13 protein-coding genes are annotated in these 16,504 nt (G+C 36.0%); 2 read left to right on the top strand and 11 right to left on the bottom strand.

Going from position 1 to position 16,504, the window contains the following annotated elements; all coding sequences use genetic code 11:
* Window positions 1-138: 138 nt before the first annotated feature.
* From JFU50_RS29495 to JFU50_RS29450, 10 genes are all read right to left on the bottom strand, one after another.
* On the bottom strand, window positions 139-1,809 hold the full coding sequence (locus tag JFU50_RS29495) for a M4 family metallopeptidase (protein ID WP_201225529.1): 1,671 nt from the start codon (window positions 1,807-1,809) through the stop codon (window positions 139-141).
* A 1,643-nt stretch (window positions 1,810-3,452) separates the two neighbouring features.
* Entirely contained in the window at window positions 3,453-4,127 is a 675-nt protein-coding gene (deoC, locus tag JFU50_RS29490) for a deoxyribose-phosphate aldolase (RefSeq protein ID WP_201225643.1), read from the bottom strand.
* Window positions 4,128-4,132: 5 nt separating this feature from the next.
* A complete protein-coding gene (locus tag JFU50_RS29485) occupies window positions 4,133-5,128 on the bottom strand; it encodes a substrate-binding domain-containing protein (RefSeq protein ID WP_201225527.1) in 996 nt (331 codons plus the stop codon).
* Between the two features lie 12 nt (window positions 5,129-5,140).
* On the bottom strand, window positions 5,141-6,118 hold the full coding sequence (locus tag JFU50_RS29480) for an ABC transporter permease (RefSeq protein ID WP_201183945.1): 978 nt from the start codon (window positions 6,116-6,118) through the stop codon (window positions 5,141-5,143).
* An 18-nt stretch (window positions 6,119-6,136) separates the two neighbouring features.
* Window positions 6,137-7,618 (bottom strand): sugar ABC transporter ATP-binding protein, encoded by a 1,482-nt coding sequence (locus JFU50_RS29475; protein ID WP_201183941.1) that lies wholly within the window; start codon window positions 7,616-7,618, stop codon window positions 6,137-6,139.
* On the bottom strand, window positions 7,584-9,143 hold the full coding sequence (locus JFU50_RS29470; protein WP_201183938.1) for an FGGY-family carbohydrate kinase: 1,560 nt from the start codon (window positions 9,141-9,143) through the stop codon (window positions 7,584-7,586). The genes JFU50_RS29475 and JFU50_RS29470 overlap by 35 nt, the downstream gene beginning before the upstream one ends.
* A gap of 2 nt (window positions 9,144-9,145) precedes the next feature.
* Entirely contained in the window at window positions 9,146-10,180 is a 1,035-nt protein-coding gene (locus JFU50_RS29465) for a galactitol-1-phosphate 5-dehydrogenase (protein WP_201183935.1), read from the bottom strand.
* A 19-nt stretch (window positions 10,181-10,199) separates the two neighbouring features.
* Window positions 10,200-11,129 carry a sugar-binding transcriptional regulator gene (locus JFU50_RS29460; RefSeq protein ID WP_201225525.1) on the bottom strand — a complete coding sequence of 310 codons (930 nt, stop codon included), beginning with the start codon at window positions 11,127-11,129 and terminating at the stop codon, window positions 10,200-10,202.
* Window positions 11,130-11,356: 227 nt separating this feature from the next.
* The gene (locus JFU50_RS29455) at window positions 11,357-11,860 is read right to left on the bottom strand and encodes a hypothetical protein (RefSeq protein ID WP_201225523.1); all 504 of its coding nucleotides are present in this window, start codon (window positions 11,858-11,860) and stop codon (window positions 11,357-11,359) included.
* Window positions 11,861-12,824: 964 nt separating this feature from the next.
* Complete coding sequence (locus tag JFU50_RS29450) at window positions 12,825-13,325, bottom strand: hypothetical protein (RefSeq protein WP_201225521.1); 501 nt, start codon at window positions 13,323-13,325, stop codon at window positions 12,825-12,827.
* 106 nt (window positions 13,326-13,431) lie between these two features.
* Between JFU50_RS29450 and JFU50_RS29445 the strand changes: the two genes are divergently transcribed.
* Window positions 13,432-13,662 carry a tyrosine-type recombinase/integrase gene (locus tag JFU50_RS29445; protein ID WP_313889464.1) on the top strand — a complete coding sequence of 77 codons (231 nt, stop codon included), beginning with the start codon at window positions 13,432-13,434 and terminating at the stop codon, window positions 13,660-13,662.
* 1,017 nt (window positions 13,663-14,679) lie between these two features.
* Here the strand turns inward: JFU50_RS29445 and JFU50_RS29440 are convergent.
* Window positions 14,680-14,862, bottom strand: a complete 183-nt coding sequence (locus tag JFU50_RS29440; RefSeq protein ID WP_201225519.1) for a hypothetical protein — start codon at window positions 14,860-14,862, stop codon at window positions 14,680-14,682.
* 522 nt (window positions 14,863-15,384) lie between these two features.
* On the opposite strand from JFU50_RS29440, the gene JFU50_RS29435 reads away from it, so the two are divergent.
* Window positions 15,385-16,086 (top strand): hypothetical protein, encoded by a 702-nt coding sequence (locus JFU50_RS29435; protein ID WP_201225517.1) that lies wholly within the window; start codon window positions 15,385-15,387, stop codon window positions 16,084-16,086.
* Window positions 16,087-16,504: the final 418 nt, after the last annotated feature.

Below are 16,504 nucleotides of genomic sequence, written 5' to 3'. Positions count from 1 at the left end.
GGCAACACATGGGAGGCTGGTGAGACCATAACAAAAAATCCCCCAAACTCTTATTCTGGGGGAACATAAAACGCACTTCAATACTCTTCTAAAATCCGCTAAAAATATTGATTCCTGCGGGCGGATCCAATTATATACTTAGTAAATTCCCACCGAATCAAATCCGGCAGCAGCTGCAGCCTCTTCCTTGCTGCCTTCACCATAAATATCAATTGCAGACTGAACAATAGCCTTACGAGCGTCACTAAAATGGGAATTTGGCGTTAAATAAACGCTTATTGCACGATAGTAGATTTGTCCTAACTTGTGCCTTCCAATTTCTTGACCAATCAAGTATGCAGCGTGGTTTGTAATCGAGGAGTTAACATGGACACCGCCGCCATCTACCGAAGTTGGCATGTGATAAAATTCATCCATATGAGCCGGATAGACTCCACTGCCATATGCAGCTCTTTCCGCATTACTTACTACAACACTGTTTGGATTACTCAAGCTGCGCAATCTCGTTACACCGTCAGCTTTAGCAGCTGGTGCCATAATATCCTCACCCATTTCCCAATCATCGTCGTCAACAAGTGCACCAAAGACGTCAGCAAATGATTCGTTTAGTGCTCCAGATTGATTGCGGTAAACTAAATTTGCTGTATGAGTGATGACGCCATGAGTCATTTCGTGGGCAGCAACGTCAAGACCGGCTGATAGTGAAATAAAGACCTCACCGTCACCATCCCCATAGGTCATCCAACGCCCATTCCAGGATGCATTGTTGTAATTATTGCCATAGTGGACTTTAGAAATGATTGCCATTCCTTCACCGTCAAGAGAATTTCGGCCATGCTCATTAAGGTAATAATCATATACCTTTTCCGAATTATAGTGTGCATCGACAAGAGCCCGATCATAGTCGCCGATAAATGCAGCAGAATTCCCCACATATAGAGTATCATTACTGGAACTATTATCATTTTTAGCATCATACGTAAGTATTCCATCAAGACCATTATGAGAGTAATCAGCTAACGCAAACTGAGTTCCAGATTTAGGTTTCTTCACTTGGGTAATATGTAATTCCCTGTGAGCACCATGTACCCCTTTTCCAGCACCTTTTTGTGTTTTCATTTCATCAGCATGCATTAAACCATTATACTTATCGATGATTTCTCCCGTGTTTGCATCCACAAAGACAAACCAGTTGCCAGGCTCATCCCCCATGAAGTTAACATTCACTTTATAAGCTGTATGATTCTCTCCTTCAAAAGGATAGACTACAAGCTCAGAAGTTGGCTCATACGTTAGCTCTTCAGGGGCATTGACAGATGATAGTGCCTGCTTTAGTGCTGCATCACTGCTTAAGGAGGCAGTCGTGTCCACCGCATCATCGGCAATCGTCTGATTTACTCTTCCGTTGACGGATACGACTTCATTATTCTTATTAAAATGAACAATAACTTCGGATCCTTCTACGTTCACTCCATTTATTGATTGATTAAACCTAACGTTGGTCATACCGAGTTTATCTTTTTGTGAATCTTTTACTTTTAGGTTTTTATCTGGATTTTTAATTCCGGTTTTACCTTCGTTTTTCTTTAAATAATTTAGTGCATTGGAAGGGTTGCTAGAAGAGAATTTCTCAGCAAATCGCTCCTTCACAAAAACAGGAACGCTTGCCTTCTCATTCCACTTTTTAGAAGCTTGTACACTACTAGCCACCTTCGAATCAACCGGCTTCGCAAATACATTACCGACTGGGATAGAACCTACCAACAACGCTGACGATAGAACTGCAGGAACAATAAACTTTTTCTTCAATATCGATACCCCCATTTTTTTCCATTGACTTTATTATAGATTAATAAAAGTTAATTTACATGAATATTTGGAATTATTTTAATTTTATAAAAACTATTAAGAATAATCCGGATGCTATCTTATGGTAGGTACAATTTACCACTCGACATGGTGATGAAATTAAATTTTCTTTTCGAATACTTCTAAAACTGTAACTTTGAAATAAGGAATGATCAAAAGGTCTCCTGGCCCTATATTAGCGTAAATAAAAAGAACCCATTTTGAAAAAAGATTGATCAAAATAGGTTCTTCTATTTAAGAGTAATGTTATGTCATACGTACATTTAGAAAATTTGTTCCGGGTGTTTGATAGGTTAAATTTAAACCTAAAGCTATGTTTTTTCACTCAGTAAACTCCTTTTTACTGTTTCACAAAACAAATCCTAATAATGGGCTGAACCAATTTTATGTCTATTTTCGTAGATTCAGATATAGTAGCCAACTCGAATCAGTTCGAGAAGAGTGTTTTCCCAATTGAATGTTGTAGGTAGGATAGTCTATTCATTGATTATGTGACCAATTTAAAATCAAACATCTCAAAAAATGCTAATATATTGTGAGAAATTTTGTTAAATCCATTTCTTAAATAATCAGGAATGGATTTATTATGGATTTGTTTTTTTGTTACGGTAGGCAATCATTACGTCTAATATCAGGAATTACCCATGCAAGGTGACATCCATTATTCAAAAATCATCAATTTTATGAAAAGTTTACCTTTATATGTCTAATTTTTGATGATGAGATTCGCTCTACAGCAAAATTAACTTTTGTTTTATGGATAATGTCATTTGATTTAATATAGAAGCTTTTAGAAACACACTATTTTAAGAGATATCTTATTGTATATCTCTTAAATCTGAATCTAGGACTTAGATTTATTTACAAAAAGTCTAAGTTCCGAAAATAGATAGTTATTGGAACTTAGACTTTATCGGCTGTGAAAGAACCTTAGCTGGTAGGTGATTAGATTCTCATTCTAACTGTCACCCCAATGATCATATTTTATCTCAGAGAAATTACCTTTTAAAACGTAAAATTCCATTGTTTTATCCCCTTTTTCTTAGGTTTAGCCCTATATCACTAAGGTTAGCGTCTAATTCCATCTGATTCAAGCTACCTTAATTCTCTTTTTTAGTATCCAATTTTCAATCATACTCTTTCCAGAACACATTCCCTTTGGTAGGTCATATAAATATTTAGGATCTTGAAAACCATGGTGAACTTCGCATATAACCCGTATAGGTTTTTAAATCCCTTCAATGCGAAGGCAATTCGAACCCCCGTAGTCAAGCTTTTGAGCAGAGGCAGATACCTTAACGGCGATTTTAAACCTCCTTCTTCATTTACTCTAAAAGCAGTCATTATATATCCCTACTACCTCGTCATTTAACATAACCTCGGTAGACTATTAATGAATTAACCCCCCCTAATTTAAGGATGAAAAAGGCTAATATTTCTTACGCGAAGGAAACACCGACCTTTAGTTTTATTGAGTAAGAGAATGAGTGTAAACTTTCTGCTCACAATGATAAGGTATAAGCTAACTTCTTAAGAAAGTAATTCTATTTTTAAGAATCTTTAATATTGTATTCCGACATTTATTAATAGTCAGGAGTGGCTACTTTTCCAGTAAATATTTGGACACCTGAACTAGACCCTATTCTAGTTGCCCCTGCCTCTACCATAGCTTCTATATCTTGAAGGTTTCGGACACCCCCTGAAGCCTTCACTCCGATATTTGGTCCAACAGATCTCCTCATTAAAGCTACATCCTCAACAGTTGCTCCGTGTAAGGAAAATCCTGTTGAAGTCTTAACATAGTCGGCTCCAGCTTTTACCGATATTTCACAAGCCAGCACTTTCTCTTCATCTGTTAACAAGCAAGCTTCTATAATCACTTTCACTATTGTCTTCTCTTTCACCGCTTCAACTACTGAACGTATATCGTGTTCGACAAGTTCATCATTTTTATCTTTCAAAGCCCCTATATTTATGACCATGTCGACTTCTGTTGCTCCATTCTCCAGTGCATTTTTTGCTTCAAACGCTTTTGTTTCAGGAGTATTCGCACCTAATGGAAAACCAATGACCGTACAAACCTCTACATCCGTGTCATGTAAGATTTCCGCTGACTTCGCTACCCAAGATGGATTCACACATACGGAGGCAAATCCGAATTGTTTTGCTTCTTCGCATAACTTAATAATGTCTTCTTTCTTGGCTTCTGCTTTAAGTAAAGTATGATCAATCAATTTTACATAATTCAATTCATTCATCTCCATTATTTTATTTCCGCGAATTTTTTCGAATCGTCCACATAGTTCGTTGCATTTTTTTCATCAATTAATCCTGTATCTGCATTCATTACTTTTTCAACGTCTTCTCCATTTCCTGTTTTGATTGCTGTTTGGATAGCAAGTGTCCCAAGGGAAATCGGATCGTTGATAACTGTTGCATGAAACGTGCCTGCTTCAATTTTTTTCACGGCTTCCATTAACCCATCGATTCCAACAATTTTAACATCTTTCAGTTTTCCTGCCTGCTCTAATACTTTCATTGCCCCAAGTGCCATATCGTCATTATGAGCGTATACCAGTTTTACATCCGGATGAGCCTGCAGTAAATCCTGCATAGATGAAACGGCTTTTGCACGTATATACTCACTGTAAGGACCTTCAATAATCTTAATTCCCTTTTCTTTCTCTACAACTTCATGAAATCCATCATGACGAGCCTTCATAACTGTGCCACCAGCGTCCCCTTGTAATTCAATAACCTTACCGGTAGCTCCTTTACCCCCTAGAAGCTCGACAGCTTTTTCACCAGCAAGACGACCCATTTCTACATTATCCCTGCCAATATAAGAAACGACGTCTTCTTTTGTTTGACGATCCACTGTGATAACTGGTATACCCGCTGTTTCAGCTGCTTTTAAAGCGGGTGCTACAGCTGATGGATTGACCGGATTAATGAGCAAAACATCGATTCCTTTTGTAATAAGAGATTGCACATCTGTATTTTGTTTTTCTATATCATTTTGAGCGTCCACTACGATTAATTCGGCGTTCTCTTTTTTAGCTTCTGCTTTAGCTCCATCAACCAATGATGTATAAAAAGGAGATTCAAGAGTTGCTTGGGAGAAACCAATCACTAATGATTCACCACCTCCATCTTTACTTGTGTTTGAACCAGAGTCTTTTGCTGCACCGCCTCCACATGCCGTTAACGTAAACGTAAGTGCCATTGCCACTAAACCTGTCATCCACTTTTTCTTCAAATTAAACACCCCTTATTTTTTATTAATGATATATTGGTTCATAATTAATGCTAGTACAATGATTAAGCCCATAAATATAGATTGGTAGTAAGATGATAAACCTAACAGGTTGAAGATATTGACGATCATGCTCATGATCAGCACACCAATGAATGTTCCACCTATGCTACCTTTTCCGCCCATAAGGCTTGTACCACCTATGACAACTGCCGCGATAACATCTAACTCAAGACCAGTACCAGCCGTTGGTTGTCCGACGGTTAGCCACGCGCTCATGAGAATGCCGGCCACTGCCGCTAACAACCCTGCGATTACGAAACACCATGTAACATACTTCTCGACTGGAATACCCGAGAGTCTAGATGATTCTTCATTTCCGCCTACTGCATATATTTTTCTTCCGAATGTTGTGTATTTTAAAACCACCAGGGCTACAATCGTTAAAGCAATCCAAACAATCGCGGTGAATGGAATCTTTCCAAAAACATTCCCGCCCAATGCTGTAAAGCCTTCCGGGAGATCGTATATTGGCTCTCCATTTGTTGATAGTAAGGCAAGTCCTCTTGCACTTACCATCATGGCAAGAGTTGCGATGAAGGCCGGAACTTTAAATTTAGTGGAAACAAATCCATTTACGAAGCCCAAGAAGGCTCCTGCTATAAGTGTAATGACTATGGCTAGTATAGGATTCATTCCTGTACCGAGCAAAATCGATACTAACATGCCTGTTAGCGCTAACACTGCTCCAACAGATAAATCAATACCAGCAACTAAAATGACAAACGTCATTCCAATACTAACGATTCCTACAAAAGAAGACTGTTGAAGAAGATTCAGTAAATTTTGTACAGAAAGAAATTGATCAGATAGTATGCTGCCAATCAGGATGAAACCTAAAAAGATAAAGAAAAGATTATACTTCTTTAAAATATTCTTAATTGAAAGGGATTTTGTTTGCTTTACTCGAGCTACTTCTATATTTGCATTCATAGTACGCCTCCTTTTGTATTAACCAGATACGGCGATATTCATAATTTCGCTTTTATAATTGGAAGGGTGCGAAAATTCCTTGATCAACTTACCTTCAAACATTATCAGTACCCTGTCACAAACGGTGAGTAATTCTTCAATTTCTGATGTTGCCATTATTATGCTAGTCCCTTGATTTGAAAGTTCCTTCATAATGCCATAAATTTCGTCTTTTGCTCCTACATCGATTCCTTGCGTAGGTTCATCGAATAGTAGAAGTTTGGATTCATTAATGAGCCACCTGGAAATTATGACTTTTTGCTGATTGCCCCCGCTTAGGTTCCTCATGGGCACATCACTACCGCTTGTTTTAATATTTAATTTCTTAATCATCTCTTGCATAACCATTTTCATTTGCTGTTGTTTTACAAAACTCCGCTTAGAAAAGGTGTGAAGGGAAGGCAGAAATGCATTTTCTAAAATGGACAAGTCCAGGTTAGCCCCTTCAGTTTTTCTATTTTCCGGCACAAGTCCCATGCCAGCATCCACTGCTTTTTGTGGAGAGGATATACTCTTTTTCATCCCATCCATCATTAGTTCCCCTGCTTGTATCGGATCTGCTCCGTATATCGCTCTTAGTAATTCCGTCCTTCCAGAACCTACCAGTCCGTATAAACCAACGATTTCTCCTTTACTTACTGAAAAAGAAACGTCTTGTATTTTATGATTTGTAAACCCTTTCACTTTTAAGAATTCTTCCCTATTTGTTTCTGTATGGACCTTATCCCTTTTTTCAATAGAACGTCCGGTAATGTGGCGGATTAAATCAGGCTGTGCGAGATTCTTCATCTCATCTGTGATAACCCATTTTCCATTTCTAAGTACGGTTACCCGGTCTCCCACAGCGTATAATTCTTCGAGTTTATGAGAAATATAAACAATCGTATACCCTTGTTTTTTTAATAGTTTAATAACATCATATAGTTTTAACACTTCATCATTGGACAATGCAGTTGAGGGTTCATCCATGATTATTATTTTGCATTCAGCTGCTATGGCTTTTGCGATTTCCGTCATTTGTTTTAAACCCATACTGGCCTTAGATGTTTGCATGGTAGGTGATACAGATAATCCTAGTACAGAAAATAGCCTTTTTGCCTCTTCATTAATCTTTCTCCATTTTACAAAGCCTCCATTTGGCTTTAGATAGTTTCCAAGGAAAATATTTTCTGCTAAACTCAATTCTTCTACTAGGGAGAGCTCCTGATAAATAGTTGAGATTCCAAGAGACATACTATCAACAGGTGTTTTAATTGTTACCGGCTTTCCTTCTAATCTTATCTCGCCTTCATCTTTTGTATATACACCTGATAAGATTTTCATTAAAGTAGATTTTCCAGCTCCATTCGCCCCAATTAGACAATGTACTTCTCCTTTTTTAAGAGTGAAGTTTACATTTTGCACCGCTTTCACACCTGGAAAAGATTTAGACACTTGCTTCATTTCGAGTATGTTGCTCACTCTGGTCACCCCCTCCATTTTTCAATCGTTTCATAATAGGAAATAATACCTGATTTAAATGTAAATAGATTTCAAATAACTTATCGTATTTTTTTGTTTTCTCCATATCTGGGTAATAGGTTTTTTCCATCTCTACCATAGATATCGACGCATCCTTCAAGGTGGGGTGGAATCCTAGACCGTATGAAGCGATAATGGCTGCTCCTTTTGAACCGGTTTCAATATCTTTAGGAATCGAGATTGGAAGTCCAATGACATCACTAATGATTTGCATCCAGCAAGCATTGTGTGTTCCACCACCCCCTGCAATGATTCTTTCAACTGGGATCGAAGAATGATTCATGGTTCGGATTACATTTTTTGTACCAAACGCAATCGCTTCAAGAATGGCTCTATAAATGTGATATTTGTTATGTGATAGTGTAAGACCAACAAAGGCACCAGTAGCATATGGCGTCTTATATGGCGTTCGATTCCCTTTCCAACTATCTAAAACGAGCAACCCTTCACAACCTGGATCAATCTTATTAATTTCCATTTCAAGTTCTTTGTAAATTTCTTTTTTGTCCGTCCGGTGTCCATAAAACTCTTGTAGAAACCATGAAATGATAGATCCGCATGATAATTGACCACCTTCAAGAAGCCAGTGTTCCTCAAGAAGGGGTGAATCATAAGGACCCCAAAGTGAATCATTAAAAACCGGTTTATCGTGGTGCATTAAGTGAACAAAACTTGTACCTGTAATCATACTGAGCTGACCAGGCTCAAGAGCCCCTGAGCCAATCATACCGATATGGGCATCAATGCCTCCTTGAAAAACCGGTATTCCTGTAACCAAGCCTAAATACTCCGCTGCATTGGATGTTATGTTACCCACTTGATCACCGACACTCAGAACTTTTGAAGGCCAGTGTTCAGTAATGCCTTCAAGACCAATCTCCTTGAAGAAGGATTCAGAAAATCCTTCTAGTCGATCAACATAATTCCATTTACAGCTGGCGTTACATTTTGATGCCACAAGCTCTCCTGTTAATTGATAATTAATCCAATCAATTTGTTCGACGATTCTTTTGCCTGTTAAGTCATAATGCTTTTTCAACCATAAGGATTTTGTAGTCATCCACTCAACTGATGTTTTCTTGCCAGAGAATAGCAGATGATTTTCCACTTGAAAATGCTGATTACTATTAATCTCTTCTTCTTCGGCTGTAGCCCGCTGATCCATCCAGCATTGTGCTGGGGTTGTCGGATTCAAGCTTTCGTCTGTTAAGACAACGGTTGAAGAGGTAGCACAAAGCGATATCCCTTTTATCATTTTTGAATCGACCGCTTGAGTAACGTATTGCATGGCCTTCTGCAGCGCTCCCCACCAGTCGTTCGCATTTTGTTCGGAATACCCATTTTTTCTATGGTATGTTGGATAAGAAGCGCTTGCCGTATAAACATGCTTTCCTTCTACTGTGTAGACACCAACTTTTAAAGACTGTGTTCCAAAATCAATACCTAGTACGATATCGTTCTTCATAATTATTCTCCGGGGTAAAGCAAAATTTTATTAAAAACAATTTCTTTGTTTTTTATTTTTTTAAACACGGCTGGTGTTTCGTCTAAATCAAAACGATGGGACACAATTTCTTCGGTTTTGATCTTCCCTTGTGCCATACTCTCAATCACATATGACCATTCCTTACCAGGGAAGGGATCGGAAAAAGAATTCCAAGAGCCGTGAATACCAATTTCATATCGTAATAGACGATCAACTGTTTTAGCAGATAGGGTTAATGGCTGATTAGAGATTCCAAGAAATACAACACGTCCCATTTTCCCAGTAATCAAGACCGCTTGATCTTGTGCAATCGGAGAACCTGATGTATCAATAACAAAGTCCACGTGAGTATCCATTAATACCTGCACTATATTTTTCTTTTTCGAGTTGACTACCCGATCTGCTCCTAGCTTTTTAGCAATTTCAAGTTTCTCCTCGAAAATATCAACAGCAATAACTTCTTTTGCACCCATTTCACGTGCAAATTGCACGGCAAACATTCCAATCGCTCCAAGTCCCATAACTACAGCTGTATCACCTTTTTTTAGGTTTCCTCTCCAAAGTCCATGAACTGCATTTGCAGCCGGATCAACCATTGCTCCTGCATCGTACGATATAGTATCTTCAAGCTTCAGGATATTAGCTTTTCCTACTTTAATGTAGTTCGCCATTGCACCATCTGTTCTTGAACCGTAATAGTTGTATGTGTCACATAAACCAAATTTTCCTTGTTTACAATAAACGCACTCCATACAAGGTTCTAACGGAGCAATAGTTACACGATCTCCGACGGACCATTCCGAAGCATCTGATCCACATTCTACAATCTGTCCTGAAAATTCATGACCTAGTGTTAACCCTTTATAGTAAGCACCTTTTGTTAGTGCTCTAGGAATATCTGATCCACAAATTCCGATTGCCTTCACTTTAATTAATACTTCTGTTTCCGAGATTGACGGTAATTCTACTTCTTCTACCTGTAAATTGCCTGGCTCGTACAATTTGACTGCTTTCATGATTTTTCCCCCATTTAAATTAAACTATTTCTTTTGCTAATTCTTCATCTATGAAAAGTACGTTTACATACCCTCCATTTAAAGCTCCTTTTACACTACCGGCTTTTGCCTTGCCTGCAGCTAAAGCGATTGAAAACTCTTTATTTCGTAATTCTTCTAACTCTAGCCCAATGGTTCGTTTGTTCAAGTCTTTATCGACTATTTCCCCCGCCAACGAGAAATATCTTGAACAAATATCGCCTACTGCTTTTTGATTCATTAATGTTTCGTACGAATCTCCTTTAAAATACCCACCTTTATAGAGAACTGATTCATATGACACATTCCCGATTCCAAATACCGCAATATTACTTTTTTTACCGAGATTTAAAACTTGTTCAATACTAGAATCTGTCATAATTGAATTAGCTATAATCGAATTATCCACAATGGATGGAACGGGTAAAAGATAATGGTCGGCTGAAAACGCCTCTGAAAACTTTTCAAGCAGCGCCCCTGATCCTGTGGAAAAGTTACTCTTAGCTATTCCCCCATTTAATTGAACTATTTTCATAAAGGGTAATTTTTTTTCCTTTAAATGAGGAATAACGTAACTCATGGATGTCCCCCAAGAAACACCTAAAATCGAGTGACTCTCACAGATGTCATATAAATATCCTGCAACCGCTTTGCCTATATCATTTTGAATGAGTGGGACATCATCTACATAAACCGGTAAAACGAACACTTTTTTTAATTTATACTTTTCCTTTATCTTATTTGCTAACTCCTGAACTGAATTGAGTGAGTAATTTATTTTGACATCAATAATCCCCGCTTTAAACGCCGCATCAATAATCCGGCTTATTGTTGGTCTTGAATAGTTTAGTTTTTCTGCTATTTCCTTCTGTGTAAGATTCATCTCATAATACATCTTTGCTATTACAATCATTTCTTCATTTGAGTACATTTCATCCTCCCTTCTGAGAAATTATGTTCACTCGTTAAAATTAATTTCATATTTAGATTATAAGTAATTTTCTGATAAATGAAAACGCTTTATATATTTTTGAACATAATTTCAATTGTGTTTAAATAAGAAACAACTCTTGTTTATTAACACGAAATTTTTATATTGGCAAAACCAAGTATCAAAAAAGCAAGCAAACATGGTTTGCTCACCCATTAGATTTATTGTTATTTAATGTTGTACAGTATTTGATCGATAGCAGGCGTTGTTTTGACTTTACCTGTTTTAAAGGTCCTTCCAAGTTCGCCGTAATCCTTGTGGTAATAATAGTAAGTAGTTCCAAATTCATCAGAATACCACTCTTTCACAACAATAACATTCTTAAGACCATTGATACTTGCATTCGTTTCTACTACTTGACGAGTCGAACCGTACTCAACTTTCCATTTGTCGTTCTTTTTGACAGGAAATTTAAGCAGCGGGTATTTCTTGTTCTTTTTGTACATAGATATGAAATTTATATTATTTCTATGATCCATAAGCATTTCTCCTACTTTATACAAACCTTTTCTGTCTATATATCGAATTACGATCATATCGTTTTCGTTCTTTAACTGTACGAAGTTCCCGTCAAAATATTGAAACAAATCATAAAAAGCAGAAACAGAATTCACACCATGGTAATAGTAATTTAATTTCTTAGCGGGTAAGAATCCTAATTTATTCGCCACCTTTTTATGTAGCAAATTTTGAGAACAATGTTTCTTTTAACTCAAAAAACGTCGGAACTTTTTCATTAAACCAAGATGGATGGGGAAATGTAGGGATTCTGACTCTTCAAAAAGACTCCATTAAAATGACGATCAAATGACTAGACAGCAGCATAGGGGCTACGGATACTACAACTTTACCCATACATACAAAAAGAATTTCTCTACATTTAACACAAAGTTGAAGCCTAAGACTAAAATTTTTTTCCTGTCCAAGACTAGCCTTAATTTTACCTTTGTTTTCACTAGAAAAGGATAGTTTAAATTTAAACCTAAAGCCATGTTTTTTCACTCAGTAAACTCCTTTTTACTGTTTCACACAACAAATCCTAATAATAGCTGAACCAATTAAAAGTCTCCTTTCGTAGGTTCAGATATAGTAGCCAACTCGAATCAGTTCGAGAAGAGTGTTTTCCCAATTGAATGTTGTAGGCAGGATAGTCTATTCATTGATTATGTGACCAATTAAAAATCAAACATCTCTAAAAATGCTAATATCATTTTATATTACGGAAAATTTTGTTAATAATTACTTAAATAGTCACGTTTGCCTTTATTATGGATTTGTTTTCTTGTTCAAAAATACAGTAGGCAATTATTACATGGAATATCAGGAATTACCCATGCAAGTTGAAAGTTAAAATTTAATCCATTATTCAAAACTCCATCATTAAGGCATAGATTATCTTTATATTTCTAATTTTCAAATGCTGAGATTCGCTCTACAGCGGAATTAACTTTTGTTTTATGGATAATGGTTCATTCGTTTTAATATAGAAGCTTTTAGAAGCACACCATTTTACGAGATATCCTATTGTATATCTCGTAAATCTACATCTCGTACTTTGAGTTATTACAACAAATCTAAGTTTCGATAACATATAGTTTTTTGAATGAAGCCAATAACTCCTTTCCTCAATCAAAATCACTTTAGTAGTGATGAGAATTTTTGCTCTACCCACTTACTCATACTGATTCCTTCTTGTTCAGCTAACTCTGTTATACTTTCTAATAGATCAATGGGTAATTCCAAACTAGTTTTTCGATAAGAACTTCGAAAAATCAGGTGACCCTCTTCATTATAGATGTCTCCTTTTATTAAAAATGGCAGGATATCAGCCGCAAAGAAACCCTTTGTCGTTAATGGTCTTTCCCCTGCCCGAATGAAGAGTAGGATCGTGTGATCCTGTTCCCGCAATCGTATGTTTTCCATTCCCCATGTTTCATATAAATAGTCCACGAATGGATAAAAGACAACGGCATCCTTCGGAATTTCTAGCTGTACATAGCCTTTATACTCCAAAGTGGATTGATGAATGGGATAGACCGGCTTTAACTGATACTCCCTTATCCCTTCTTCAAATGGTAACCATTTGAAGAAGGGATAAGTAAAAACCCCATCCATTGTCCTTATTCCGTATAACACGTGCTTCAGGCACCTTGCTTGAATGGAATTTCTGAATAAAACGATATCTTGACTAGAATGATAATACTCAAATCGTTTTGGGCGTTGGGATTCAGATGGTTTCAGTATACCGGCCGCTTCTTCATATGCTGTTTATACCAACTCCTTCGACAAGAGGATGTCTCCGCATAAATTAAGACATAATTATGCTACGAATCTAGCGGAGCAAACCAATGGGGATTTACCTTTAATTATGGCTCAATTGGGGCACATCTCATCTGATACTTCCCTTCTTTATATAAATACGTCACGGGAAAAGGCTCGAAAGGCCGCCGAGCTTTTGGATAAGCGTAGGTAGAAGTGAATTTTTGATTTGATAGTATGAAAATGTACTATACTGGAAGTTAAATGCTAACTCCCAAAGCTAATAATCCTTATCACTTCAATTTTTGAGTCTAAAGCTGTACAGTGGTTTCACTTCACTTACCGGCTTATATATGACAGGAAGACCTCTTTCCAGAGAAACTGGGAGGAGGTCTTTTTTTGTCTTTTAAGGTTTGGTATCGAGGAGTTTATGCTGTCTCAAAGGGTGAGCTTCTTAAAGATATAACCCCCTTGAACTGTATTATAAGATTCCCTTTTTATATAAGTAAATCTTACTTACATAACGAATAATTTCCGGACATATAGGTCGTTTTTTCTGAATGATACATCATTGAACCATAAAGTTTAGTGAGTTAACAGTTTCGTTCATTTCAGTTAACAATAAAAAAAGCCTAGAGGCTCTTTTCCCCTAAGCTCTATATACGGTATAATTTTTTACGTTCAGCTAGTGGTATGAACTCCATAAGTCCAGCTAGTTTACCATCTTGAAAGGATAGTAAAAGCCCAAATTCGCCTTTCCTTAGCCCCATTATCAGTAAATCATCATATTAGCTATGATTGACTGCGTTTCCCTATCTCATAACGAGAATCCTTACACTTAAACACTATGCCTTCTAATTCTTGTTGCTAGGCCAAATCAAAGTATGCAGAACTATACACCTTCTATAAATTTAACTTTTACTACTAAACGTGTATCCTGGCTGATAATTTCATCCAGCAGTGCTTCCCCTCTATTAAAGTAAGAGCGGTGCATCCTTTACATTTCTTATAAAAATTATTTATAAACCGGATAAAGTTGTGACACCACACCCTTTGTTGAGCAAAATAAAAAAACCGATTTCCAAGTAGGAGAATCGACCTTAAACATTTGGTTTAGTTATTTTGTTCCTCAGCTGTTTGATGTTTGATTAACTCCCTTTGTTTTTCTATTAGCTGTTCTATTGCCACTCCAATAGGATCATTATCTTTGTATTTCGCTCTTCTATGGATTTTATATTTCTTCCGAGCTTTGATTATATAGCAATGGATTATTTTGTTTATTGGCTGCTAAACTTTTGCTTGTCTCTCCATGTTGTTTTATTAGCATTTTAATAGGAGCAATTTTCTTTTTCTCTGGTTCTTCCGTAGTTTTTTTTATTTGTGCAAGGTATCGGGAATTTTGTATTTCATTCATTATTTCTACTCCCTTTCATTTTTTATTTTTTTATTTAATACCTTACCTTGCCCTACCATAATTCACATTATTGAAAAGTTATTTCGACTCCCTCGAACTAACCTCTTTTTATGTTCGGGGATAAGAAAGAACGCTATATAATTCTATCAAACACGATGTCACGTTATCATTTTTCATTACTCACACTTTATAAATTCTCCTTACACGGTAATATTAATCCTTCGATATTATTGAAAACGAAAAAAGTATTTTATTCTCAGAACAATTTACAAAATTTATGACCAGAAATAACGGTATTTTTTTAATATTCGAAAATAACTTCGGCGGATATTGTAGCTTCATCCTTTATTGAATTCATTATCACCCATCCTTATATTTTCGATATTTCCTTTCTGCAATAGTCACATTCTCACCCCTAAGACAATTGCACTAAAAACAAAAGTTTCAATAAAAGGTTTATACAAATAACAGTATAATAATCTTTTAGTAGAATTTTGAAATTATTGTATAGGGGGATTATATATGCATAAGTTTATTATAATTATATTTACTATAATGTATGCTCTATTACCAGTTACACTCTTAAAGAGTTATATTTTGTCAACTTTTTTATTGGGTATTTCAATTATCATTTTTACTATTGGCTTAAAAATACCCAAATTTCAAGAAAACCCTGTCTTTATTTTTCTCATAAGAATCTTATTATTATTTATTATTATGATGATTAGTTTAAAAAGCATTAAGGTAATAAGCATTGAACTATATAAAATTACTGGTAATGAATTAATAGAGAAATACATCATTATTCTTTTTTTAGTCATTGTAATTGTCTTTTTCATTTTGATTTTGATTGATTTAGGTTATAGAATAATAAAAAATATTTCAGAGCCGGGACAAAAAACAAATATTTTGATCTTACTAGGTTTTCTGGTAGTGTTACTACTAGCCCCTAATTACCTTTTTGGATTGTGTTATAGCTTAGTATTAGCAACTTTCTATGACATTCAATTATCCCCCTTTAAGGGTTTCTATTTAACTTTTGCAATAAGTTATTCATTACCAATTAATGACGAGGAGCTTTCAAACACAATTAAAACATTCAATAAATATTTTTCTTTACAATTTATACAAATTGTTCATATTACACTTTATAAAATCATTGATCTTACAGTAATTGCAACTATCATAAATTATATTAATGATCTGTTGAAACGTAAGCGATAATAAAACCAATAATAAAACCAATAGTTAAACAGAAAAAGACACTTCAAATAGTGAACTGCACCCTAATTGTAGTTTGTGTCTAACAATTGGGGTGCAGTTCATTTCTTCCATATATTTAATCATATCTTTCATTGCATTATACGCCGTTAAAACTCCACCTGATCAATATCTAAATAAACATTGGTAAGCCTAAGGGTTGGAATTGCCCGCTCCTTAAGTTCGTGATCGTCTTGGGAGGAATAGAAAATACACAAAGGTCCTTTAGTTTACATAATACTGATTTCTGGCAATCAAGAAGCCTTCGAATTTAATAGAATTCGAGGGCTTTATAATAACATATATATATTACTGTTTGTTATATTATGGAGCATCCACTTAAACATTTCATGTAGTCAGAGAGCGAATCACAGCATAAGAA

The organism is Peribacillus sp. TH14, assembly GCF_016651145.1.
GTDB classification, from domain to species: Bacteria; Bacillota; Bacilli; order Bacillales; family DSM-1321; genus Peribacillus; species Peribacillus butanolivorans.
This window is presented reverse-complemented; position numbering and strand designations above follow the sequence as displayed.

Bases quoted from the DNA above. Each gene is read 5' to 3' on its own strand.
- JFU50_RS29480 (WP_201183945.1), bottom strand. From the start codon at position 6,118: ATGAATGCAAATATAGAAGTAGCTCGAGTAAAGCAAACAAAATCCCTT.
- deoC (WP_201225643.1), bottom strand. From the start codon at position 4,127: ATGAATGAATTGAATTATGTAAAATTGATTGATCATACTTTACTTAAA.
- JFU50_RS29460 (WP_201225525.1), bottom strand. From the start codon at position 11,129: ATGTACTCAAATGAAGAAATGATTGTAATAGCAAAGATGTATTATGAG.
- JFU50_RS29435 (WP_201225517.1), top strand. From the start codon at position 15,385: ATGCATAAGTTTATTATAATTATATTTACTATAATGTATGCTCTATTA.
- JFU50_RS29470 (WP_201183938.1), bottom strand. From the start codon at position 9,143: ATGAAGAACGATATCGTACTAGGTATTGATTTTGGAACACAGTCTTTA.
- JFU50_RS29465 (WP_201183935.1), bottom strand. From the start codon at position 10,180: ATGAAAGCAGTCAAATTGTACGAGCCAGGCAATTTACAGGTAGAAGAA.
- JFU50_RS29440 (WP_201225519.1), bottom strand. From the start codon at position 14,862: ATGAATGAAATACAAAATTCCCGATACCTTGCACAAATAAAAAAAACT.